Genomic DNA, 22,377 nt, shown 5'->3' on the forward strand with positions numbered 1-22,377 from the left:
GAGGGCGGGAGCGTCCCCGCCGACGCGGACGAGGCGGCGGACGGCGGACGGGACGGCGTCCGGGCAGGGCCGGGCGGCGCCCGCCTCACGGCCCGCGAACTGACCCTCGCCTACGAGGACCGCGTCGTCGTCGACGGTCTGGACCTGGACGTCCCGCACGGCGCGGTCACCGTCGTCGTCGGCCCCAACGCCTGCGGCAAGTCGACGCTGCTGCGCGCCCTGGGGCGGCTGCTGCGGCCCCGCGGCGGCGCCGTCCTCCTGGACGGCACGGACCTCGCCCGCATCCCCACCAGGAAGCTCGCCCGGTCGCTCGGCCTGCTCCCGCAGACGCCGGTCGCGCCTGAGGCGATCACCGTCGCCGATCTGGTCGCCCGTGGCCGCCAGCCGCACCAGCGCTGGTGGCAGCAGTGGTCGGAGGCGGACGAGCGCGCCGTGGCCGAGGCGATGGCGCGTACGGACATAGCGATGCTGGCCGACCGGCCGGTCGACGAACTCTCCGGGGGCCAGCGCCAACGCGTGTGGATCGCCATGGCTCTCGCCCAGGAAACCGATCTCCTCCTCCTCGACGAGCCGACCACCTACCTCGACATCTCCCACCAGGTCGAGGTCCTCGACCTGGTCCGCCAGCTCAACCACGACCGCGACCGCACCGTCGTCGCCGTCCTCCACGACCTCAACCAGGCCGCCCGCTACGCCGACCACCTGGTGGCGATGAAGGCGGGCCGGATCGTCGCCCAGGGGCACCCCGGGAAGGTCGTCACCGCCGACCTGGTCCGCGAGGTCTTCGGCCTGGACTCGGTGGTCGTACCGGACCCGGTGACGGGTTCCCCGCTGGTGGTCCCGGGCCGCCCGTGGGAACGCCCGTCGGACGACTGACCGCCCCGCTCCCGCCTGCCTGCCTGCCTGCCGGGCACCCCTTCCCGGGTACGTCTCCCCGTCGGGCATCGCTTCCCCGTCCGGTACCGGTCCCCGCCTGACACCGCTCCATCCCGATACCGCTCCACCCCGCCTTCCGCCGCCGTACGAGCCGAAAGGACATGCCATGTCCCGCTCCGCAGCCGCCACCAGGCACCACACCACCACGGCCGCCGCCACCGCACTCGCCGCCACCGCGCTGCTGCTCACGGCGTGCGGCGCCGGCGACGGCCAGGGCTCCGCCGCCGGGCCCGACGGCTCCTTCGCTCCGGCCGACTGCCCGGCACAGCCCGCCGCCACCTGGCCCGCCGCCACCTGGCCCGCCCCCGCCACCGGCAGCGGCCCCCACAAGATCGCGACGGCCATGGGTGAGGTGTCGGTCCCCGCCGCCCCACACCGCGTCGTCGTCCTCGACACCGCCGAACTCGACTCGGCGATCACCCTCGGCGTCACCCCCGTCGGCGCCACCCGCTCCGACGTCGCCTCCGGCTTCCTCGACTACCTCCCCAAGGACAAGCTCACCGGGACAAGGAACGTCGGCAAGATCGGCGCCCCCGACCTGGAGGCGATCGCCGCCCTCAAGCCCGATCTGATCCTCACCAACAAGGTTCGCGACGGCGGGCGTTACGACCAGCTCAGCAAGATCGCACCCACCGTGATGACCGAGTCCACCGGCTATCCCTGGAAGCAGAACTTCGCCGTGCACGCCGCCGCCCTCGGCAGGATCCCGGAGGCCAGGCGGGCGGTCGCCGCGTACGCCGCGCACGCCGGGAGGGTCACCGCGGCCCTCGGCGGCCCGGCCGCGGCGAAGCGGCTGCGGACCAACGTCGTCCGCTTCGTCGAGGGCGCCGACACCCGCATCTACGGCTGCCGAAGCTACATCGGCACGGTCCTCGCCGACATCGGCACCGGCCCCACCTCCGTCGTCAACGGCTCCAAGGACGGCCTGATGGTCGAGATCAGTCCCGAGGAGATCAACAGGGCCGACGCCAACGCCCTCTTCTACGCCGCCTACGGCAGCCCGGAGAAGTCCAAGGAGGCCCAGATCACCGCCGGCCCCCTCTGGAAGAACCTCCGGGCCGTCAGGAACGGGAGGGCACAGCGCGTCGACGACCAGCTCTGGATCCAGGGCATCGGCTACACGGCGGCCGGCACGATCCTGGACGAGGTGCAGCAGAAGCTGACGAAGAAGTGAGGGATGTGGGGGACGTGAGGGACGTGCGGGCGATGGCCTGAGACGCGGCGAGCGGCGGCACCACCCCGTGGCCGTCCGCCTCGGTCGGCCGCCCGGCCGAGGCGGACGGCCGGCCGAGGCCGACGGCTCGGCCGAGGCGGGCGGCCCGCCCGTTCACCCCGCCGTCCGCCGCATCCGCCACAGCAGGAACAGCGCGGAGGCGACCGCCGCCACCCGGACCACGCCCGGCAGCTCGGCGAACAGCTCCGGCCCCAGCCGCCCGGGGGCGATCGGATCGCCCCACCGCCCCTCGAAGCGGCCCCACGTCCACACCACCAGCCCGCCTACGACGATTCCCGGCACGCCCAGCGCCGCGAACTTCGTCTCGGTCCGGCTCAACCTCCGCGACACATACGCCAGCCCCCAGCCGCCGGCCAGCGCCAGCCACGATCCCGTCACCGCCCCGGCCACCAGCAGCAGCACGGCCAGCGTCGGTACCGGGCTGAGCCAGGCCCGCAGCGGTACCGGGCCCGCGGCCTCCCCCGCCTCCTCGGCCTCCCCGGCGTCCCCGTCCGACGCCCCCGCCGCCGCGGTGCGCCGGCGCCCCAGCGTCCGCCGCAGCAGCGCCGGCAGCATCCGCCCGCGCCCCGCGCCGCCGTCCGCCCCGTCACCGCCCGGCTCCCCCGACGCCGCCGCGCCCTCGCCGCCGCCCTCTTCGGCCTGCTCGTTCTCCGGCCGCTCCCAGACCTCCGGAACCTCGATGCCGCCGACGAACCCGGGCACGGCGTCGCCCGCCCCGTACGGCTCCGGTTCCACCCGCCACCAGTCCGGCGGGTCCTCCTCGTCCCCCAACTCGTCCGCCCCCGCCAGATGCGGCGGCGAGGCGGCCGGCGCCGCCTCCGGGACGGCCGGCTGCGCACCCCGCTTCTTCAGAAACCCCGGCCGCCGCCCCGGCTCCGCCCTCTCCCCGTCCCCGTCTCCGTCCCGCGGCTCGGGCGACTTCCCGAGCAGCTCGCCGATCCGCTGCCGCGCCCCGGGCCGCGGCTCGGGGGCCAGATGCGGTACGAGGGGCGAGCCGGAATCCCGGGCCGCCGACGTCCCACCACCAGGCGGCGCGTCCCGGTCCCGGCTCCCGGCGGCCTTCACCACCGCCTCCGGCGTCCCCAGCCGCGCCAGCACCCGCTTCACCCCGGGCACCGAGTCGACCTTCTGCGCGTCGATCTCGGCCCGCAGCGCGGCCACCAGCCGCATCCGGTCGCCGGACGGCAGCCCGCGCTGCTGGGCCAGGTCGCCCACCCGGCTCAGATAGTCAAAGACGAGCTGATCGCTCTCGATCCCCACGAAATCCCCTGCGACGTGCGCTGGTTGCTGCCCCGGCTGCCCCGACGGTACTCCCTCGGCCCGCACCGGCACCGCGGCTCACGCGCGCGGCGACGTACCGCGGCGTACCGAAGCGTGCCGCGGGTGCCGAAGCGAACCTGGACGCGCCGCGGGCGTGGTCCGACACCGCCTACGGAAGCGTTCCGGCACCGCCTACGGAAGCGTTCCCGCACCGCGTACCGAGACGGCCCGCAACCGCGTACGGACACGGCCCGGCACCGCCCGCGGAAGCGAGCCGGGCGGCGCGGCACGGACCGGGCGCGCCGCCGCCCCGGCCCCCGGCCACCGAGACCGCACCCGCAGCATGCTCCCCCCACCTCCGCCCGCCCGGCTAACGTAAGACGAATGACCACCCCATCCCCCCGCACCCTCGCCGAGGAGCTGCGGAACCGCTCCGACAGCGGGCTCGCCGGTCTGCTGCGGTCCCGGCCCGACCTGCTGAATCCGGTGCCCGGCGACCTGACGCAGCTGGCGACCCGGGCCGGGACGCGGGCCTCGGTGGTGCGGGCCGTGGAACGGCTGGACACCTTCGCGCTGCAGACCGCGGAGGCCCTGGCGGTGGCGCCCGACCCGTGCCCGTACGCGGCACTCGCGGCGCTGATGGCGGGCGACGCCGGGGATGCGGCGGTGGCCGCCGAGCTGCCGCGGGCGGTGGCGGCGCTGCGTGCGCAGGCGCTGGTGTGGGGTCCGGACGACCGGCTGCGGCTGGTGCGTACGGCGCGCGAGCTGCTGACGCCGAGCGCCGCGCACCCCTCGCCGACCGGTCTGGGGCCGACCGTCGCGGAGGCCACGGCCGGGATGTCACCGGGCCGGATCCAGGAAATCATCGTCGCGGCCGGGCTGCCCGCCACCCACGACCCGGTCTCCGCGGTGGCCGCGCTCACCGCCCTCTTCGCCGACCGCGCCCGGATGACCGCGCTGCTGGACACCGCGCCCGCCGAGTCCGTCGCCGTCCTGGACAAGCTGCTGTGGGGCCCGCCGTACGGGGCGGTCACCGACCGGCCGGCCGCCCATCTGCGATGGCTGCTGGACCGCGGCCTGCTCCTTCCGGCGGGCGCCCGCAACGTGGTGCTGCCCCGGGAGGCCGCTCTCCACCTGCGCGCCGGGCGCGCGCACCGCGTCCCCGAACCGCAGCCGCCGGTCCTCGCCCCGGTCACCGAACGCGATCCACAGCTTGTGGACAACGCGGCGGCGAGCCAGGCGTTCACGGCGCTGGCGACCGTCGAGGAGCTGCTGAAGGAATGGGACCTCGGCGGCCCGCCCGTACTACGCGCCGGCGGCATGAGCGTCCGCGACCTCAAGCGGACCGCCGTCGCCCTCGACACCACCGAGCGGCTCGCCGCCTTCTGGCTCGAACTCGCCTACGCGGCCGGGCTGATCGCCTCCGACGGCGAGGCCGACGAGCGCTACGCCGCCACCCCGGCCGCCGAGGACTGGCTCCAGCTGCCCGACCACGAGCGCTGGGCGGTGCTGGCCGCCGCCTGGCTGCCCGCGACCCGTACGCCGGGCGTGGTCGGCACCGCCGACCCGAAGGGCCGCGCGCTGGCCGCCCTCGGCCCGCACCTGGACCGCTCCCCGGCCCCGGAGGTCCGGCGCCGCGCGCTGACCCTGCTGGCCGCGCTCCCGCCCGGCGCCTCCGTACCGCCGGCGGCGATCCTCTCCCGGCTCCGCTGGGAGCGGCCGCTGCGCGGCGCCGCGGCGGCACCGGGCGCCGGAGGACCCGCCGCCCCAGAGGCCGCGACCGCCCCCGCACCCGTCGAGGACCTGCGCTCCCGCCTCGCCCAATGGACGCTCACCGAGGCCGAGTTGCTGGGCATCACCGGACGCGGCGCACTCTCCGCCCACGGCCGCACCCTCCTCGGCACCGGCCCGGACGCCGAGACCGACCCGGACACCGGAACCGTCCCGCACGCGGCCCATGCCACCGCCCGCGCCGCCGCCCTCCTCTTCCCCCTCCTCCCCGAACCCCTCGACCACGTCCTCCTCCAGGCCGACCTGACCGCCGTCGCCCCCGGCCCGCTGCGCCGCCCGCTCGCCGAGGCGCTCGGGGTGCTCGCCGACGTCGAGTCCAAGGGCGGCGCCACGGTGTACCGCTTCACCCCCGCCTCCGTACGCCGCGCCCTGGACGCCGGCCGCTCCGCCGCCGACCTCCAGGAATTCCTCACCACCCACTCCCGCACCCCCGTACCCCAGCCGCTCGCGTACCTCGTCGACGACGTGGCCCGCAAACACGGCCGGTTGCGGATCGGCGCGGCCACCGCCTACGTCCGCTGCGACGACGACGCGCTGCTCGCCGAGATCCTCGCCGACCGCCGCGCCGCCGCCCTGCGCCTGCGCCGCCTCGCCCCGACCGTGCTCGCCGCCCAGACCTCCCCCGACCAACTCCTCGACGGCCTGCGGGCGATGGGCTACGCCCCGGCCGCCGAGTCCGCCGCCGGCGACGTCCTGATCGCCCGCGCCGACTCGTACCGCACCCCGCCCCGCACGGCCCCCGCCCCGGTCCCCGAGGGCCCGCCGTCCCCCGACCGCACCCTCCTCGAAGCGGCGGTACGCGCCATCCGCGCGGGCGACCTCGCCGCCACCGCCGAACGCAGACCGGTACCCGCCGCCCCATCGGCCCCGGGCGCCCTGCCGCGCACCACCTCCGCCGAAACCCTCGCCACCATGCAGGCCGCGGTCCTCACCAGCTCCCCCGTCTGGATCGGCTACGTCAACGCCGACGGCGCCGCCAGCCAGCGCGTCATCGCCCCCGTACGCGTCGAAGGCGGTTTCGTCACCGCCTACGACCACACCTCCGACGAGGTCCGCACCTACGCCCTCCACCGCATCACCGGCGTCTCGGAACTGGCCGACGACTCGGTCTGATCGCCGGGGGGAGGTGCCGCCCTCCTCGCCCTCGTCGATCTCCTCGCCCTCGTCGGTCTCCTCAATCTCCTCAATCTCCTGGACCTCGTCGATCTCCCCGATCTCCGCTGTCTCTTCGATCTTCGCGGTCTCCTGGGCGGAGCCGATTCCCCGAACCGATTCCCCGAACCGATTCCGAGAGCCGATTCCCGGAGCCGGGTCCACGAGGGAGTCTGGAGAGGGAGTCTGGAGAGGGAGCCTGGAGGAGGAGGGGCCCGGCCAGGAACCCTGAAGGCACCCTGAAGGCGGCGCCCGCACGGATCCCGAAGGCGCTCACTGCTCTCGCCGCACCGGCCCGCCGTATCGGTGCGATGCGGCACACTGGACGTTTGGCCGTACCCACGGCTCCCCCGGCTCCGCGGTTCCCGGAGCCGGCACCGGCGGCCGACCGCCGGCAAGCGACACCGGAAAGCGAAAGGCGAGGCGCGTGAACGGACCTCTCATCGTCCATGCGAACAAGTGTGTTGCACATACTATCCCTGAGCTTCGCCAGTAGCAGCCCTTCCTGCGGACGAGCGGCAGAAGCCCCGCCCGCACGCCATGGGACAACGCACGAACGGGGCCGGTTCAGCCCCCAACAGCTGCTATCAGGGGCCTACTTGCCGTCGCCTCCCTGCGGGGCGGGATCGCGGGGCGCCTCTGGGGGCATGGGCCCGCCATCATGCTTCCCGCCGTCCGCTGCGGCGACGACCGCCAGGTCCCGGGGGTGCCGGAACGGGATGCCGCGCCAGCCATCGGCGTCGGGCGTGCGCGTCTTGTACGTCTCGACTACTACAGCGCTCATCTATCAACCTCCTCTTTCATGAGGGGCCGTGCCGCCGTACCGTCGATGGCACGGCCCGAAGGTCCGCAGGTTCCTGCGGTTGGGTCACCCGCCCCGGCTGCTCGACTGTCCAGGTTCCGCCGCCGGGGTGGGAGTCTCATGCGCCGGTCATCTGGGCGCACGCGTGGCGGACTCACATCCCATGCGGTTCCTCCGTCATCGCAGGTCCGTGTCGGCACAGCACCTACTGACGCTCCTTGGACCGGCAGATCGAGCAGGGGAAGGGGCACGGTGGCACCTTCACCCCCATAGGCAGGAAGACGACCCCAGAGTCCGTACCCAGCCGCCCGCCACGTTCCGTCCGCCGTTCCGGAGAGTCACGATTCGGCGACTCCGTCGCTTCGGTGACCGTCCTGGTCACCGGCACCCCCGGTCGCATTGCCTGACCTCGGCTATGACGGTCCTGTCCGGTCTGGCTTCGCATGACCGCTACTTCAGGCAGTCGCTGGCGTGCCGGTAGAGCACGATCGGCGGCCCGGAGGCACGTTCCAGGCTTCCTCGGCGCGCCACCTCAAGGGGTTTGATCTCCTTCAGACATGCCGCACACCGCGAACCGGCAGGCACGTATGTGAAGTACTCCCACGTATCGGATTCGGCTCTCGCAGGCACTCTTCCTCCCCGGCTGGATTCAGGAGACATCCATGGTTCTTCGGGGAGTTGGATTTACCTAGCCTGTTTCCTGTTCCCTCAAGAGTTCGTCCCGGATGCCCTCAGCCATGGCCCTCATGGCCTCGCCGGAAACAGCTCGTTCCGCGAATCCATCGAACTTGGCTACGTACAAGGCAACGTCTCTGGGATCGGTCACCGTCACGTCGGCATGCACCGTCTCCACCGACACGGCCCGGTCGTCCCTGATCACGAAGGCGTGGTTGGGGATGTCGTGCTTGGGGCCGGCGAGAGGTACCACCCGAATGTCGATATTGGGCAGCCGGGACAGGGTGATGAGCCGGTCTATCTGCCCAGCCATAACCAGAGGCGGGGTGATCAGCCACCGGAGCACTGGTTCTGTGACTACGAAACGGAGGGTTTTGTCCATGTCGTACAGGACTTCCTGCCGTTCTAGCCGGGCGCTGATCGTCCGCCGCACCGTCTCCTCACCCAGGTCTTCATGCCGGGCCAGGACGGCTCGCATGTACTCCGGGGTCTGGAGCAAGCCGGGCACAAGGGCAGGCTGGAAGAGACGCAGGAGGGTCATGCGGCCTTCGATGGCGTGCAGTTGCTTCTGCGCCTTGTGCAGCCCTGCACGCTGGATCAGACGCCACGCGGTGGCTTCGGTGGCTACCGCTCGCGCGGCCTCCATATACTCCGTCTTCACCCCGTCCGAGACGCCGATTGCAGTCAGGATGCGATCCACGTCGTCGGCGCTCGGGGCGAGCTTGCCAGTTTCGATCTTGCTGAGTTTGCTGGCGGACATGACGGCGCTGCGGGCTACCGCCTTGGCCTCCTTGCCAGAGGCTTGCCGCAGTACCCGCAGCGCTACACCCAACTCCGAGCGGTTCACGTGCCGTGTTCTGCCCACCAGTCCGCGAATGGCACCGCATGCGCAAGCGCCGCGTCCCGGTAGGCGGCGTACTCAGCGCCTCGGTCATCGGGCAGTACGTCAGCTCCGAGGAACTTTCCCTCCGGGCTGTAGGCCATCGGTGCGGCCGTGACCGAGTCGAACAGCCAGAAATCTCCCACGGCAGGTAGCGGGTTGAGGTGATCTGTGACGTCGAGGATGAAGAACTCTTCCCCCGCCGTCGCGTTCGTAAAGTAACCCCACCCAAGTTCGAACCGCAGGTATGGGGTAAGGGGACGCATCAGGATGTGGACGCGGTACATCCGTCGTCCGGCGTCCACATGTTCCTTGATCTCGTCCAGCCAGTCGGCGTTGTAGCCGTCGGGTCGGTCCTGGCCGGCCAAGAAGGCTTGGTACGCATCGACGTTGCCCGACTGGCTGTAGTCGTCCAGGGTCTCCAGCCGAAACGCTTCGCGCTCGAAGGCGTCGAAGAGACTACCCAGAGTCCTAGATGAGGTTGTCACGGATGGCCTTCTGGATCAGTTCGAGCGGAATCTCGACCAAGGTTTCGTGAGCGGGAATCCGGAGCCCGTGATCGGCCGGAGTCTCGCCCTGTACCAGGAGGGTGCCCCGGTCCGTCTTGTAGATCGTGGGGCAGTCCTTCTTGTCGCATGACGTCGCGAGCATGGTGACTTCCACGGCCGTCCCTTTCTCGTAGTCCCGGTTCCTGTTCGATCGTTCCGGCGGGGCCTCATGTGTGGCAAGGGGGCAGAGTTGCAGGAACGGGAAACCGGGGCTGAGCGCGCCTGCTCGGGAAGGGAGCATCGACGGGGCGAACGCCAACAACGGACGTCGATAGCCCCGCCGCAAGCCAGTCCGACTGCTCGTAGAACTGGGCCTGGCCGGAGTCCTTCAGCGACTGGAACCACTGCTTCGCAATGGGGTGCCAGGAGCCGTCCGCCCGGGGAACGGTCGGGGCCTTTCCTGCCTCCGCCTTCACCAGAGCCGGCCCGTCCGGCTCGTTGCGCCTCCGTCGCTGGTCTGAACGTTTCGGGACTGGGCCCGGCATGGTGTCGCCTCCGGGGTCATCGGTTGAGGGGTATCACAACTTGGCCTGCCACCAGGGGGTTTGACCTCGTAATGGCTCGCCTCTAGCCTGTACTGGTCTGGTATTCGACCCTGCGAACGCGCGACGGGCGAGCGCGGGGGATCAGCGATACACGTTTCTCCCAGTATCACGTTTCGAGATTCGTACTCCGTATGCGGCCGCTTGAACCGAGCCGCATTCGGGCCGTCGAGGGCGTCTCTCGGTTACGACCACAGTTGTGTGGTCGGGCCGAGCACGCCTTTTTTGCTTTGCCCGACCGCCCTCAAAGGGAAGGATTCGTCGGGCACATGGAGTACGTCGGGTGGGCTGCGACCGCCGTAAGCACCGTCACCGGCATCGTATGGGTCTCCAGCCACGCACTTGACCAGGTCCCACGCGTTTGCCGCAAGGCCCGCAAAGCGATCAGGTCGATCCGGGCTGTCAGGGATGAGATCCGCAACTGTCCCCACGACTAATGCGGGCGATTCCGTTCGACGGGGGAATAGCCAGTCGGCGCCCCCGTCGAACGACCTTGGAACCCGTACACATTCTGAGCCGCTATCACGCTTCGGTCTTCCACCCAGGACGAAAGGGGGCCCTACCCAGGGGGCTAGTCAGCCCCATGCCGTCCCACGTCTTCATTAACTGGGGGCCGTGACGCGTCAGCCCAGGTCGCCCGGATGCCGATCCGCCGGCCTCCGCCTGGGCACCTGCCTCCGCCGAGCCGCCGCACCCTCCGCGCTGGACTTCCGCGCGTGATGCCAACGGCACAGGCCTGAAGGTTCGCCGGGTCGTGATCGTCACTGGGGACAATGTGGTCCACGTCCGTGGCCGGCGCCGTACAGCGCGCCCCGGTGTCCCGTAGGACGGCCACGCACTGGAAGCTGTCCCGTTTCAGCACGGACAGGCGACGGACCGACCAGTCCGCGGGGAGGCGGGAGCGTCGGTTGCTGCTATGCCAGGCCAAACGGCACCTCCTGATCTGAGTTGCTTAGACAGAGCATGTTTCGTAGCCGTCCCCGCGCCGGTGGCGGGTCAACAGCCGTTAGAAGGACTGGAGGCGCCAACTCGCCCCGGTCGCGTACCTCACCGCCTCGCCATACGGTGGGTGGTACGGAATATGCCAGCAGGCCTGACCGGCCCAACCGGGGTGTTAGCGAGTGCCATTCATGCTGGCCAGTAGTTGCGTGCCCCCACTCGCTCCAGGTCGCCTGCATCCGATCACCTCGGAGGTATCACCCATGGAGAACAGGATCGCGGCCATCGATGCCATGGTTGACAACGCGACTTGCGTCGTCTCCGCGAGCGACGGAGCCATACTTGAAATTGTGGCGAAAGCAGTGCAGAGCGGCGCATCGGCCACTTTCTACGTTTCCCGGAGTCAGGCCAAAGCGATCAACGCATGGTACTGGACTCCCGAACGAAGAAAGCAACTTGGCGTCGAAGACGTATCGCCCGAGGAACTACACAAGATCGAAGAAGAGCTTGGCCTGAAAGACGTAATCGCCTTTTCCAATCGCATCCCTTGCGAAAAGTGCGGCCACGTCTACGGAGCGTTCGAATTCCTTCAACAGGGGATTCGTGAGCACGGAAGGGCAGGACTGGAAGCGGTCTTGGGAATGGAGAACACGTCTCTCATCCGAGTTAATCCGTCCGAAGTTCCTGTCTGCCCGAACTGTGGCGAAAACGTAACGGACAGTGGCGGGGCATCCGGGGAGCGGATTATCGGGGGCACCCCGGACGGCCCCCCGCCCGGTGCACATTGGTATGGCGGGACAAGTGCATACGCAGGGTGCTGTCGGGCCGCTTGACGCCTAAGTGACCCCGGCCGGAATCGAACCGCCGACCTCCCGATCAACGATCGGGCGCTCTCCCACTGAGCTACGGGGGCCTGGGGCTCAACTCCTGCGCGTCATCCCGGAAGACACCGGGGCGCGCGGGAGGAGCCGGGCGGGCGCGGCGCTCGCGCCTCCACGTCGAACGCTGGAGTCCGGGGCGCGGGGCCCGCCTTCATCTGAATTAGATGGGGACCGTGACAGGTCGCCGGGAGGCCCCGGTCCCGCGCTCTGGCCTCAGGGCCGAAAAACGGCCCTGCGTACCTACTTTCTTACGCGCGGATATAGAAAAGAAGGACGCTAGGGCCGTTTTTCGGCCCCAGAATCCGCCTCTTGATCACCCTCCGTCTGTAGAGCTAGCTCAACGTGAGAGGGAGCCGCACCCTTGGCGGGGCGACTCCCTCATGCTGTGACGTGCGTCTCAGTCCTGTGCGTCGTACAGGATCACGTCCGCCGCCGGGTCGTCCCGCTCAATGACGAACCGCAAGCGCGACTCATCCAAAGCCGGGTTTCGCTTATCTCCGCCAGACGTGCCCTTGGTGCCAAACCGTCGCGCCCGCTTCTATCAGCATCGCGCGGCGTTCTGCGACAGCCTCGCTCGCCGGTCAGGCTGCCTCTCACGCCCCTAACCCGCCCCTCCCGCCGCCACCCGCGAATGTGCCGTTACGCAGAGAGAGGGAGTCGAAGCCGTGGTGGCTTCGACTCCCTCTCTTAACGGTTATGCAGAGGCGACCACGTCACACTCGTGCCCAGTGGATCAAGCCTTGCTGAGGCTGACTCGCTGGATCGCCGCTGGGTGCGGGAACGCGTGCGCCGCACGCAGTGTGGCCTTGATGGCGACCTGGTCACTGGTGAATCGGGCGTGCTTGGACACGTCCAGGGTCACGTTCCGCCGCATGACGACCATCACGCGGTCGCGCGGAATGCCCCACACAGTTCCGGCAGTCACGGCGTTGGACACGTACAGCGGAACACCCAAAACGGTGCGGCGCGTTGGCGTGGTCGGGTCGGAGCCCAGCAGCGGGACGTTGCTGTCCTTGGCCTGCTTGAGCTTGGCGAGTGTCAGAGCGTCCGCCGGGTTCGCCGCGAACGCGGTGATGGTGGCGCCCACGTCTTCCGCGCGGTTGATGGCCTCCTGGAAGGCGTCCAGGTTGGCGAACTTGCTTCCGGCGTCCACGGTGCCCACGCCGTCCACAGCCTCCAACCCCTGCGGAGCAGGAATGGGCAGGCTGCCGAAGAACGACTGGTCCAAGATGCGTGCGATCGACCGGGCCAGACCGTCGCCTACGAGCTTCTGGGCGTCCGGGTCGCTGTCCTCCGCCAGTTCGGAAGAGATGATGGACAGGCCCGCGCACTTGGCGGGCATGACTTCCAACTCTCCCAGGGTGGCGTCCGTGGGAGCGATCTCTTCGCCCTCCGCCACGAATGAGGCGCCCGCGTCGGTGTGGACGATGGGGATGTGAACCTTCGTACTGCTCGTCTTCAGCGTGCTGGCCACCTGAAGCGCAACGCTCTGGCGCTCCACAGGTTCAATGATCAGCGGGCCGTAGTCGTCCGGGGTGATGCCGGAGACGCCGGCGATGTTGGTAAAGAGTGCCAAAGGGCTTCCTTTGCTCGGGAGTTGCTCAGAGTTTGGTGCGGAACAGTCGGTCCCACGTCGCGCCCGGGGGCTGGGTCGGGTCCAGTCCGCCCTTGCCCATGCCGTCTGAGGCTCGCTCGTTCCACGCCCTGTTCATGGCCGTGGGGATGGCCTTGTTGAGGGATTCCGCCATGGCTTCCAGGCGCTCCACCGGGAGGCCATCAGGGAGGGCTTGGACGATCTCCTCTGTCACGTAGGTGAATCGATTCACGATGGTCGCCACGGCGTCCGCGTGGTCCCGCCCGGCTTTCTCCACCGCTAGCCGGTCCCGCTCCGTCTCCAACTCCCGGACGCGCGCCTGGAGGGCGTCCACGCCCGATGCCGTGTCGCTGCCTGCCGGGTCCGTGACGTCTTCCGACGCCTCCGGCGCCACCTCCATCTCCGGAGCTGTGAGAGCAGGGTCCATGGCCGTCTCGGCCTGCTCAGGCACCGCCACGGTGCACCTCGTTGGCAGTGGAGTAGATCGGGCGCATGGCTGCCTTGGCCTGGGCCTCCGTGATTCCGCCGTTGTTGTAGGCGTTGCGGACCACTTCGCCAAGCTCCTTGGCGGCCCTCTCCCGCAGCTCGGAGAAACTGGGGGTGCGGTCGTGCATGCCGGTCTCGGCCGCCAACCAGATGGCGTCACTCAGCGCGGCGATGAGCCGCCGGGACAGGTTGATGCGGTCAAGGATCAAAGGGACTCCCAGAGTGGTTCGTGACACGTGAAAACCCCGCCACCGGGGATATCCGGCGCGCGAGGTTCGGTGGCCGTTTGGTTCGCGCAGAGCGCTCCCGGTCGCCGCCGGGTGGAAGGCGCCATGGAGGCTGGCCCTTCCTCAACTCCATGAGCTGGGGACCGTGACATTGGTCGAAGACAGCGCACCCGGCGGGCGCGCCCGAAGACGAAGTACGGCCCGCCACCACAGGGGGTAGCGGGCCGTTCCAGCACTCAGGCGGACTTACACCATCTCAAGTTCCGTGGCGACGACACCCCGGACTATCTCCTCCACGTCCTTGCCGTCCGCGGCGGCGCGGCGGATTCTGCCCTCGTCCCCGAAGAAGACCGCGAGCCGTGAAGTGTCCAGCCTGCGCGCTCCCCGCTTCGCCGGAGCCACTTCCACGTACGCCCCGGCGTCCAGGAGAAGGTCCCGCTTCCCCTCCACGCTCGCGGCCTCCCACAGGTCCCCGTACGTCTGGCCGGTGGGCACTGCTTCCACCCCGGCGGGCTTGGCGTTGCGTTGCATGTTCTTGAGCGACGCGAGCCGGTCCTCCAGCTTCGCGTACTGGTCGGCGTAACGCTTCGCCCCGTCGTCCCCCTTGAACAGACCGCGCTCGTAACGGTCCTTCTCAAGGTCGCTGAGCGCTTCCTCGGCCTGTCGGATCTGCGGGCGGAAGTCCTCGCCCGCGTGCTCCACCATGCGCACGACTTCCGCGCCGCCGAGCTTCTCAAGGAACAACTCCGTCACGTGCGCCTCAGTGTGCTCCGCGGGGACGGACGGGCCGTAACACGTGCCTTGTTCGCCGGTGCGCTGCCGTTGCTTCAGGCGCCCGATACAGCGGTAGCGGAGCTTCCCCCTGGACGTGAACGTGTACATGCGGGAGTGGCACACGCCGCAGTACAGGACCGTGCGGAGCAAGGACGTACCGTGACGGCGCTGGTCGCCCGCCCCAGCGCGCCGCTTCAGTTCGTCCTGCAACGCGTGCCACGTGTCCATGTCCAGGACCGGCGGGCGTGAGACGAGCGGGAGACCGTCCGTGCGGAGGATCGGCTTGCCGTCCTCGATCACCTGGCCCAGGAGCTGCGGGTTGGTGAGCAGGCTCTTGAGCGTGGTCGTGTACCACTGCTTGGAGTTGCTGTTCTTGCCGGTGGACCGGCGTGAGGAGTGCCCCGGCGACGGGATGTCGGCCTTGCTCAGGTCCGTCGCGATCTTCATGAGCGAATCCTTGGCCAGGACCCGCTCCACGATCTCGCGGACGGTCTTCGCCTCTTCCGGGTTGATCACCAAGACGCGTCCCGGGCCGTCGGGGTTCGGGGCGACCTGGTAGCCGTAGGGCACGCGTCCGCCGGTCCAGCGGCCTTCGCGGCGCAGGTGCTCGTGGGCGTTGGAGACGCGCATGCCGATGGTGTCAGACTCCAGCTCGGCGAAGACGGCGATCACCTTCGCCATGGCGCGGCCCATGGAGGACGTGAGGTCCAGCGGCTCGCTGGCCGACGCGAGCGCCACACCCTCGTTCTGCGTGATCTTCATGATCTCGGCGAAGTCGACCGTTGATCGGGCGAGACGGTCGATCTTGAAGAAGACGATCACGTCGAACTCGGCGAGGCGCGCCAGGATACGCTGGAGCCCCGGGCGGTCCAGTCCGCGCGAGTAGCCCGAGACGTCGATGTCCTCCTCTATCGCCACGATCTTCCAGCCGCGCGCTTCACACAATGCCTCGCAAGCCGCGCGCTGGCGCTCTGGAGAAGTGCTTTCCTCGGTTTCGCGCGATAGGCGAACATAGAGAGCGGCGCGCATTCCCGGCGCGTCGGCCGAGACGCCCTTGCGGCGTCGGGCACGGGGCATGGCCCGCACCTGAGCAGGAACGGTGTCTGTCACCTGAGCGATCCTATCCACGGAGGTATGTGTGTCCTGCTTGATCGTCCAGAGCGACAAGACGCTGCTGCTGGAGGTGGACCACGAGCTGGCGGACGACTGCCGGCGGGCCATCGCGCCCTTCGCCGAGCTGGAGCGGGCGCCGGAGCACATCCACACGTACCGGGTGACGCCGCTCGGGCTGTGGAACGCGCGGGCGGCCGGGCACGACGCCGAGCAGGTCGTGGACGCGCTGGTGCAGTTCTCGCGGTATCCGGTGCCGCACGCGCTGCTCGTCGACGTCGCCGAGACGATGTCGCGCTACGGGCGGCTGACGCTCACCAAGCACCCCGCGCACGGGCTGGTGCTGTCCACCACCGACCGCCCCGTACTGGAGGAGATCCTCCGGTCGAAGAAGGTGCAGCCGCTCGTCGGGGCGCGGATCGACCCGGACACGGTCGCGGTGCATCCGTCCGAGCGCGGGCAGATCAAGCAGACGCTGCTCAAGCTGGGCTGGCCGGCCGAGGACCTCGCAGGCTACGTGGACGGCGAGGCGCATCCGATCCACCTGGAGGAGAACGGCTGGGCGCTCCGGCCGTATCAGCAGCAGGCCGTGGAGGGGTTCTGGCACGGCGGTTCGGGTGTCGTCGTCCTCCCGTGCGGTGCGGGAAAGACGCTGGTGGGCGCGGGCGCGATGGCGCAGGCCAAGGCCACCACGCTCATCCTCGTCACCAACACGGTCTCGGCCCGGCAGTGGAAGCACGAGCTGGTGAAGCGGACGTCGCTGACCGAGGACGAGATCGGCGAGTACAGCGGTACGAAGAAGGAGATCCGGCCGGTCACGATCGCCACGTACCAGGTGCTGACGACCAAGCGGAAGGGCGTCTACCCGCATCTGGAGCTGTTCGACTCCCGGGACTGGGGCCTGATCGTCTACGACGAGGTGCATCTGCTGCCCGCGCCGGTCTTCAAGTTCACCGCCGACCTCCAGGCCCGGCGACGGCTCGGGCTGACCGCCACCCTGGTGCGGGAGGACGGCCGCGAGTCGGACGTCTTCTCGCTGATCGGCCCCAAGCGCTTCGACGCGCCGTGGAAGGAGATCGAGGCGCAGGGCTATATCGCCCCGGCGGACTGCGTCGAGGTGCGGGTCAACCTGACCGACTCGGAGCGGCTGGCGTACGCCACGGCCGAGACCGAGGAGAAGTACCGCTTCTGTGCGACCACGGACAGCAAGCAGCGGGTGACCGAGGCGCTGGTGCGCCGGCACCACGGCGAACAGACGCTGGTCATCGGGCAGTACATCGACCAGCTGGACGAGCTGGGCGAGCACCTGGAAGCGCCGGTGATCAAGGGCGAGACCACCAACGCCCAGCGCGAGAAGCTCTTCAACGCCTTCCGGGAGGGCGAGATCTCGGTGCTGGTCGTCTCCAAGGTCGCCAACTTCTCCATCGACCTTCCGGAGGCCACCGTCGCGATCCAGGTGTCCGGCACCTTCGGCTCCCGCCAGGAGGAGGCCCAGCGCCTGGGCCGGGTGCTGCGTCCCAAGGCGGACGGCCACGAGGCCCGCTTCTACTCGGTCGTCGCCCGCGACACCATCGACCAGGACTTCGCCGCCCACCGCCAGCGCTTCCTGGCCGAACAGGGCTATGCGTACCGGATCGTGGACGCGGACGAGCTGCTGGCAGCGGGAGGGGCCGACCCGGCAGGTGAGGACGAACCGGCGGGAGAGGACGACCCGGCACCGGCGTGAGCCACTCGCGTAACCCACCGGCGTCCACCGGCACGCGTCGGCGTGACCCAGCCCCCCGCTTCCGCGCCCTGCTCCCGCGCCCCGTTCCCGGCCGGACGCCGGTGGCCAGGCATTGGTGCCCGGGCACCGGTGACCGGGCACCGGTGACCGGGCGCTGGGGAGCGGGCACTGGGGAGCGGGCGCTGGTCACCAGGTGCTGGCGAGCGGGTTCCGGATAGCGGGTGCCGTGACCGGTCGCCGGCGTGCGGCGTCCGCGTGGCTCCGCGGCTCCGCGGCCCGCGTTCCTAACCCGCCGCCCGGGACCGCGTACGGAGCCGCTGGTCCACCCGCGGCTGCGGTATCCCGCTCCGGCCGCGGCCGCTCCCGCGGGTGCCCTCACGGATGCCGCTGCGGGGGCGGGCGGGGGCATCAGGCGCCCGCCGCGTCCACCAGGCCAGTGCCACCAGCAGCGCGAGGCCGATGAGGGGGTACGGCGCGGCGAGCAGCTGCTGCCACCAGTCGAAGTGCAGGGCGCGCTCGCCGCGGTGGTGGAGTGCCCACATCGAGCGTGCGGTGAAGGCGACGGCGACGGCGGCCGTCAGCGCCCGGCGCCAGGGCACGCGCCGGGTGTGCGCGGCCAGCGCGACCAGCAGCGGTACGCACCAGACCCAGTGGTGCGACCAGCTGATCGGCGAGACCAGCAGGGCGGTGACAGCCGTGGCCAGGACGCCCCAGTTGTCCTGGCCACGCCGTATGTAGACCCGGCGGGCGGCCCAGAGGCCGAAGACGGCGGTGATCCCGGCCGCCGCCATCCACCAGATCCCCGGCTCGGTGGTGTGCAGGAGCCGGGCGACCAGGCCCTGGAGGGACTGGTTGTCGACGATCCACACCTTGCCGACCCGCTGTGTCTCGAACATCCGCCGCGTCCAGAACTCGACGCTGGCGCCGGGCAGCACCAACGCGCCCAGCAGCACGGAGACCACGAACCCGGCGAGGGCGGTGAAGGCGGCCTTCACCCGGCCGGTGATCAGGAGATAGACCGCGAAGATCGCTGGGGTGAGCTTTATGCCGGCCGCGATGCCGGTGGCGAAGCCCTTGAACCGGGCACCGTCCGGGCGGGAGAGGTCCCACAGGACCAGGCAGGTCAGAGCGAGGTTGACCTGCCCGAAGACGAAGGTCTGGAAGACCGGTTCGAGCCAGAGGCCGAACGCGGTGGCGGCGAGGATGACGGGCGCGGTGTACGCGGCCTTGCGCAGGCCGGCAGCCTTGCAGGAGAGATGGATCAGCAGCGCCAGGAGGGCGGCGTTGACCAGGATGCAGGCGACTTTGAGAGTGGTGAGCGAGATCCAGGTCGTGGGGATGAAGAGCAGGGCGGCGAAGGGCGGGTACGTGGCCGGCAGGGCCCACTTGGTGACCGTGAAGCCGTAGAGATCACCGCCGGTCGCGGCGGCATGGCCTTCGGCGCGGTAGACCACTATGTCGGACATCGGGAGTGGCACGGTCTTGTACAGCGCCCACAGCCCGGCGAAGGACAGCACCAGCAGCGCCACTCCCAGCGCCAGTCGGCCGGGCCTGGCAACGCTCTGCGCCCAGGTGCGTCTCCACGTCCACGTCCCCGTCCCGTCGGCGGCAGACACCGTGTACCCCTCCTCGTCGCCCTGAGCGCGCGCTCTCTGCGGCGACGCTAGTGGATCGAGACCGACCGTCCGTAACGCTTTCCGGTCAACCGGATGTCCATGCCGACTCGGCTGCTTCTTACACGTACTGGCGCGTATTGGCTGGCGTTCTCGTCGTTGGTGGCCGGCGTTCTCGTCGCCGGCCGGTCTTCCCGTCGTTGGCCGGTGTGCTGGGTGCCGGCCTGCGCTCTCGCAGCCGGCCGCGCGGTCGGCTGTGCAGGCGGCTGTGTGGTTCGCCGCGCAGCCTGTGGCCGTGCGGTTCGCTGCGCAGCCTGTGGCCGTGCGGCTTGCTGGTGATCTCGCGATGGGTTTCGCGGTGGTCTCGCGGGCGGGCGGTCAGCCCTCGGCATACTCCCCCATCACCACGACGCTGAACGCCGCCGCCGCGAAGACCTTGACCGCGCGGAGTGCGTTACCGGCGAGATGGCGGTGCCCATGGGCGGCGGTCATGCCGCCGCTGGGGTCGGGGCCGAGGGCCGTGGCGCCCTTGACCGGGTGCCGGGAGACAGGGTGGGCAGAGGAGGAAGCGGTGGAGGAGATCGAGGAGATGGAGGCGACAGAGGCTGAGGAAATCGTTGCGCTGCTCATGGCTCCATCATCGAATTCACGCGATTGCAGCACATCGGCCCGAGGGCCCATCTCTCCGCGGCCCCGCGTCAGCCTATGGGTCCACGCCGTCCCCTACGGGAGACCTACGGGACCAGGCCGTATCCCTCCCCGGTACGGCAGCCCGGCGCCGGCTCCGCAGGCCCGGAAAATCCATTGGCGCCCCTGATAGGTGCTGACTACAATCGCGCGTCTGCCTGCCTCCCGTCGGGAGTGCCACCGACCGGACGGAAACCGGCCGGTCCTTCGCTTCACACCGATGCCGACCCGCCACCGGAGGCAAGACCGTGCCCTCGCACGCCCACCCGTCGCCCGACCACCGCCCCTCATCGACGGCGCCAGGCGCCGGCACCCTCGCTTCGGAACACCCGTCGCCCGACCACCGCCCCTCACCGACGGCACCAGGCGCCGGCACCCTCGCCTCGGAACACCCGTCGCCCGACCTCGACCCCCTCCAGCGCGAGCGTGCGCACCTCGCCGCTTCCCGTGCCGCCCTCCGCGCGATGCGCGAGGACGCCCAGGCCCTCAACATCGCCGACGTCACCGCGAATTGGGTCAACGCCGAGGTCCTCCAGGGCGAGATCGACGCCCGTATCAAGGCCCTCGCCGACCTCGCGCACACCCCGCTCTTCTTCGGCCGCCTCGACTACCTGCACGCCCCGGGCCTCGACCTCGCCGAGGGCGCCGAAGGCGAGAACTTCTACATCGGGCGCCGCCATGTCCACGACGCCGACGGCGACCCCATGGTCATCGACTGGCGCGCCCCCGTCTCCCAGCCGTTCTACCGGGCCTCCAAGAAGGACCCGCTGGACCTCAGGCTGCGCCGCCGCTTCGGCTACACCGCCGGCGAGCTGACCGCCTACGAGGACGAGCACCTCACCGACCCTGCCGAGGCCGAGACCACCAGCGCCCTCCTCCAGGCGGAGATCGAGCGCCCGCGCGTCGGCCCCATGCGGGACATCGTCGCCACCATCCAGCCGGAGCAGGACGAGATCGTCCGGGCCGGCATCGGGGGTTCGGTCTGCGTCCAGGGTGCGCCCGGCACCGGAAAGACGGCCGTCGGCCTGCACCGTGTCGCCTACCTCCTCTACGCCCACCGGGAGCGGCTGGCCCGTTCCGGCACCCTGGTCATCGGCCCCAACCGCTCCTTCCTCCAGTACATCGAGCAGGTGCTGCCCGCCCTGGGCGAGTTGGAGGTCAAGCAGGCCACGGTGGACGACCTGGTCGCCCATGTGGAGGTGCGCGGGGCGGACGAGGCCGCCGCGGCGATGGTCAAGGGCGACGCGCGGATGGCCGAGGTGCTGCGGCGGGCCGTCCGCTCGCACATCGCCCTGCCTCAGGAGCCGTGCGTGGTGGTCCGCGGCTCCCGCCGCTGGCGCGTACCGGCGTATGAACTCGAAGAGATCGTACGGGAGTTGATGGACCGCGACATCCGCTACGGGGCGGCCCGCGAGGCGCTGCCACAGCGGATCGCGCATGCCGTCCTGGTCCGTATGGAGCAGGCGGGCGAGGCGCCCGACGACCGGGTGCAGGACGCGGTGGCCCGTAATGCCGCGGTGAAGGCGGTGGTCAAGGCGGTCTGGCCGCCGGTCGATCCGGCGAAGCTGGTCCTGCGGCTGCTGGGCGACGCCGACTTCCTCGCCGAGCAGGCGGACGGGATCCTCACGCCCGAGGAGCAGAAGACGATCCTGTGGACCAAACCGGCGCGCAGCGTACGCAGCGCCAAGTGGTCGCCCGCGGACGCGGTGCTGATCGACGAGACGACGGACCTGGTGACCCGTACGCACTCGCTCGGCCATGTGGTCCTGGACGAGGCGCAGGACCTCTCCCCCATGCAGTACCGGGCGGTGGGCCGCCGGTGTACGACCGGTTCGGCGACCATCCTGGGCGACATCGCCCAGGGCACGACCCCGTGGGCGACCGATACCTGGCAGGAGGCGCTGGCCCACCTGGGCAAGCCCGGTTCGGCCGTCGAGGAGCTGACCCAGGGCTTCCGCGTACCGCGCGAGGTCATCGCGTACGCGTCCCGGTTGCTGCCCGCCATCGCCCCCGATCTGACGGAGGCCACCTCGATCCGCGAGTCGGCGGGCGACTTCGCGATCCGCGCGGTGCGGCTCGCGGACCTGGACTCCGCGGTCCTCGGGGCCTGCCGCGATGCGCTCGCGAAGGAGGGGTCGATCGGCCTGATCGCGGCGGACGCCCGGATTCCGGTGCTGCGCACGGCACTTGAGGAGGCCGGTATCACCTGCCTCGCCCCCGGAGCGGAGACCTCCGCCGCCGCCCGGCTGACCCTGGTGCCCGCCACTCTGGCCAAGGGCCTGGAGTACGACTACGTGGTGCTGGACGAGCCGGCCGCGATCGTCGACGGCGAACCGGACGAACGGACCGGGCTGCGTCGCCTGTACGTCTGCCTGACCCGGCCGGTGTCCGGCCTGACCGTCGTCCACGCGGCCGATCTGCCAGGGCAGTTGACGACGACCGCGGGGGCGGACGGCTGAGGGCACCCGCCGCGGCGGGCGGACGACGACGGCTGTAGGGGGCAACCGGCGGTCGACGGCC

The 22,377-nt window shown here is 70.5% G+C and carries 18 protein-coding genes and 1 tRNA gene; 6 read left to right on the top strand and 13 right to left on the bottom strand.

The window, feature by feature from the left end; genetic code table 11:
• Nucleotides 1–99 precede the first annotated feature (99 nt).
• Nucleotides 100–876 carry an ABC transporter ATP-binding protein gene (locus tag GR130_RS35770; protein WP_159510435.1) on the top strand — a complete coding sequence of 259 codons (777 nt, stop codon included), beginning with the start codon at nt 100–102 and terminating at the stop codon, nt 874–876.
• Between the two features lie 166 nt (nt 877–1,042).
• Nucleotides 1,043–2,110 (top strand): ABC transporter substrate-binding protein, encoded by a 1,068-nt coding sequence (locus tag GR130_RS35775; RefSeq protein WP_159508549.1) that lies wholly within the window; start codon nt 1,043–1,045, stop codon nt 2,108–2,110.
• A 153-nt stretch (nt 2,111–2,263) separates the two neighbouring features.
• On the opposite strand, the gene GR130_RS35780 is transcribed toward GR130_RS35775, so the two are convergent.
• Nucleotides 2,264–3,430, bottom strand: coding sequence for a hypothetical protein (locus GR130_RS35780; RefSeq protein WP_159508550.1), 1,167 nt, complete (start codon nt 3,428–3,430; stop codon nt 2,264–2,266).
• A gap of 384 nt (nt 3,431–3,814) precedes the next feature.
• On the opposite strand from GR130_RS35780, the gene GR130_RS35785 reads away from it, so the two are divergent.
• Nucleotides 3,815–6,334, top strand: a complete 2,520-nt coding sequence (locus tag GR130_RS35785) for a helicase C-terminal domain-containing protein (RefSeq protein ID WP_159508551.1) — start codon at nt 3,815–3,817, stop codon at nt 6,332–6,334.
• A gap of 634 nt (nt 6,335–6,968) precedes the next feature.
• Here GR130_RS35785 and GR130_RS35790 read toward each other — a convergent pair.
• From GR130_RS35790 to GR130_RS42135, 5 genes are all read right to left on the bottom strand, one after another.
• Nucleotides 6,969–7,157, bottom strand: a complete 189-nt coding sequence (locus GR130_RS35790; RefSeq protein WP_159508552.1) for a hypothetical protein — start codon at nt 7,155–7,157, stop codon at nt 6,969–6,971.
• Between the two features lie 706 nt (nt 7,158–7,863).
• Nucleotides 7,864–8,697 carry a helix-turn-helix domain-containing protein gene (locus tag GR130_RS35795; RefSeq protein WP_159508553.1) on the bottom strand — a complete coding sequence of 278 codons (834 nt, stop codon included), beginning with the start codon at nt 8,695–8,697 and terminating at the stop codon, nt 7,864–7,866.
• A complete protein-coding gene (locus GR130_RS35800; protein ID WP_159508554.1) occupies nt 8,694–9,218 on the bottom strand; it encodes a DUF6879 family protein in 525 nt (174 codons plus the stop codon). Before GR130_RS35800 ends, GR130_RS35795 begins: the two co-directional genes overlap by 4 nt.
• Complete coding sequence (locus GR130_RS35805) at nt 9,202–9,381, bottom strand: hypothetical protein (RefSeq protein WP_443043788.1); 180 nt, start codon at nt 9,379–9,381, stop codon at nt 9,202–9,204. Before GR130_RS35805 ends, GR130_RS35800 begins: the two co-directional genes overlap by 17 nt.
• A 64-nt stretch (nt 9,382–9,445) precedes the next feature.
• Nucleotides 9,446–9,763 (bottom strand): phage terminase small subunit, encoded by a 318-nt coding sequence (locus tag GR130_RS42135; protein WP_443043724.1) that lies wholly within the window; start codon nt 9,761–9,763, stop codon nt 9,446–9,448.
• Between the two features lie 1,259 nt (nt 9,764–11,022).
• On the opposite strand from GR130_RS42135, the gene GR130_RS35810 reads away from it, so the two are divergent.
• Complete coding sequence (locus tag GR130_RS35810) at nt 11,023–11,592, top strand: hypothetical protein (RefSeq protein ID WP_159508556.1); 570 nt, start codon at nt 11,023–11,025, stop codon at nt 11,590–11,592.
• Between the two features lie 8 nt (nt 11,593–11,600).
• On the opposite strand, the gene GR130_RS35815 is transcribed toward GR130_RS35810, so the two are convergent.
• From GR130_RS35815 to GR130_RS35835, 5 genes are all read right to left on the bottom strand, one after another.
• Nucleotides 11,601–11,673 (bottom strand) — tRNA-Asn (locus GR130_RS35815).
• A gap of 700 nt (nt 11,674–12,373) precedes the next feature.
• A complete protein-coding gene (locus tag GR130_RS35820; protein ID WP_159508557.1) occupies nt 12,374–13,216 on the bottom strand; it encodes a phage major capsid protein in 843 nt (280 codons plus the stop codon).
• A gap of 25 nt (nt 13,217–13,241) precedes the next feature.
• Nucleotides 13,242–13,685 carry a hypothetical protein gene (locus tag GR130_RS35825; RefSeq protein WP_159508558.1) on the bottom strand — a complete coding sequence of 148 codons (444 nt, stop codon included), beginning with the start codon at nt 13,683–13,685 and terminating at the stop codon, nt 13,242–13,244.
• Entirely contained in the window at nt 13,678–13,929 is a 252-nt protein-coding gene (locus GR130_RS35830) for a hypothetical protein (protein WP_159508559.1), read from the bottom strand. Before GR130_RS35830 ends, GR130_RS35825 begins: the two co-directional genes overlap by 8 nt.
• Nucleotides 13,930–14,193: 264 nt before the next feature.
• Nucleotides 14,194–15,888, bottom strand: a complete 1,695-nt coding sequence (locus tag GR130_RS35835) for a recombinase family protein (RefSeq protein ID WP_159508560.1) — start codon at nt 15,886–15,888, stop codon at nt 14,194–14,196.
• On the opposite strand from GR130_RS35835, the gene GR130_RS35840 reads away from it, so the two are divergent.
• On the top strand, nt 15,860–17,557 hold the full coding sequence (locus GR130_RS35840) for a DNA repair helicase XPB (RefSeq protein ID WP_159508561.1): 1,698 nt from the start codon (nt 15,860–15,862) through the stop codon (nt 17,555–17,557). The two genes, GR130_RS35835 and GR130_RS35840, sit on opposite strands and share 29 nt — an antisense overlap.
• Nucleotides 17,558–17,841: 284 nt before the next feature.
• Here the strand turns inward: GR130_RS35840 and GR130_RS35845 are convergent, their stop codons facing one another.
• Both GR130_RS35845 and GR130_RS35850 read right to left on the bottom strand, forming a co-directional pair.
• A complete protein-coding gene (locus GR130_RS35845; RefSeq protein ID WP_201305093.1) occupies nt 17,842–19,173 on the bottom strand; it encodes a glycosyltransferase 87 family protein in 1,332 nt (443 codons plus the stop codon).
• A 375-nt stretch (nt 19,174–19,548) separates the two neighbouring features.
• On the bottom strand, nt 19,549–19,800 hold the full coding sequence (locus GR130_RS35850; protein WP_159508562.1) for a hypothetical protein: 252 nt from the start codon (nt 19,798–19,800) through the stop codon (nt 19,549–19,551).
• 305 nt (nt 19,801–20,105) lie between these two features.
• Between GR130_RS35850 and GR130_RS35855 the strand changes: the two genes are divergently transcribed.
• On the top strand, nt 20,106–22,316 hold the full coding sequence (locus GR130_RS35855; protein WP_236573813.1) for a HelD family protein: 2,211 nt from the start codon (nt 20,106–20,108) through the stop codon (nt 22,314–22,316).
• Nucleotides 22,317–22,377 lie beyond the last annotated feature (61 nt).

The organism is Streptomyces sp. GS7, from assembly GCF_009834125.1.
Lineage (GTDB): Bacteria > Actinomycetota > Actinomycetes > Streptomycetales > Streptomycetaceae > Streptomyces.

Excerpts from the sequence above, each read along its gene's own strand:
- GR130_RS35805 (WP_443043788.1), bottom strand. The coding sequence starts at position 9,381 with ATGCTCGCGACGTCATGCGACAAGAAGGACTGCCCCACGATCTACAAG.
- GR130_RS35790 (WP_159508552.1), bottom strand. The coding sequence starts at position 7,157 with ATGAGCGCTGTAGTAGTCGAGACGTACAAGACGCGCACGCCCGACGCC.
- GR130_RS35810 (WP_159508556.1), top strand. The coding sequence starts at position 11,023 with ATGGAGAACAGGATCGCGGCCATCGATGCCATGGTTGACAACGCGACT.
- GR130_RS35785 (WP_159508551.1), top strand. The coding sequence starts at position 3,815 with ATGACCACCCCATCCCCCCGCACCCTCGCCGAGGAGCTGCGGAACCGC.
- GR130_RS35850 (WP_159508562.1), bottom strand. The coding sequence starts at position 19,800 with ATGAGCAGCGCAACGATTTCCTCAGCCTCTGTCGCCTCCATCTCCTCG.
- GR130_RS42135 (WP_443043724.1), bottom strand. The coding sequence starts at position 9,763 with ATGCCGGGCCCAGTCCCGAAACGTTCAGACCAGCGACGGAGGCGCAAC.
- GR130_RS35775 (WP_159508549.1), top strand. The coding sequence starts at position 1,043 with ATGTCCCGCTCCGCAGCCGCCACCAGGCACCACACCACCACGGCCGCC.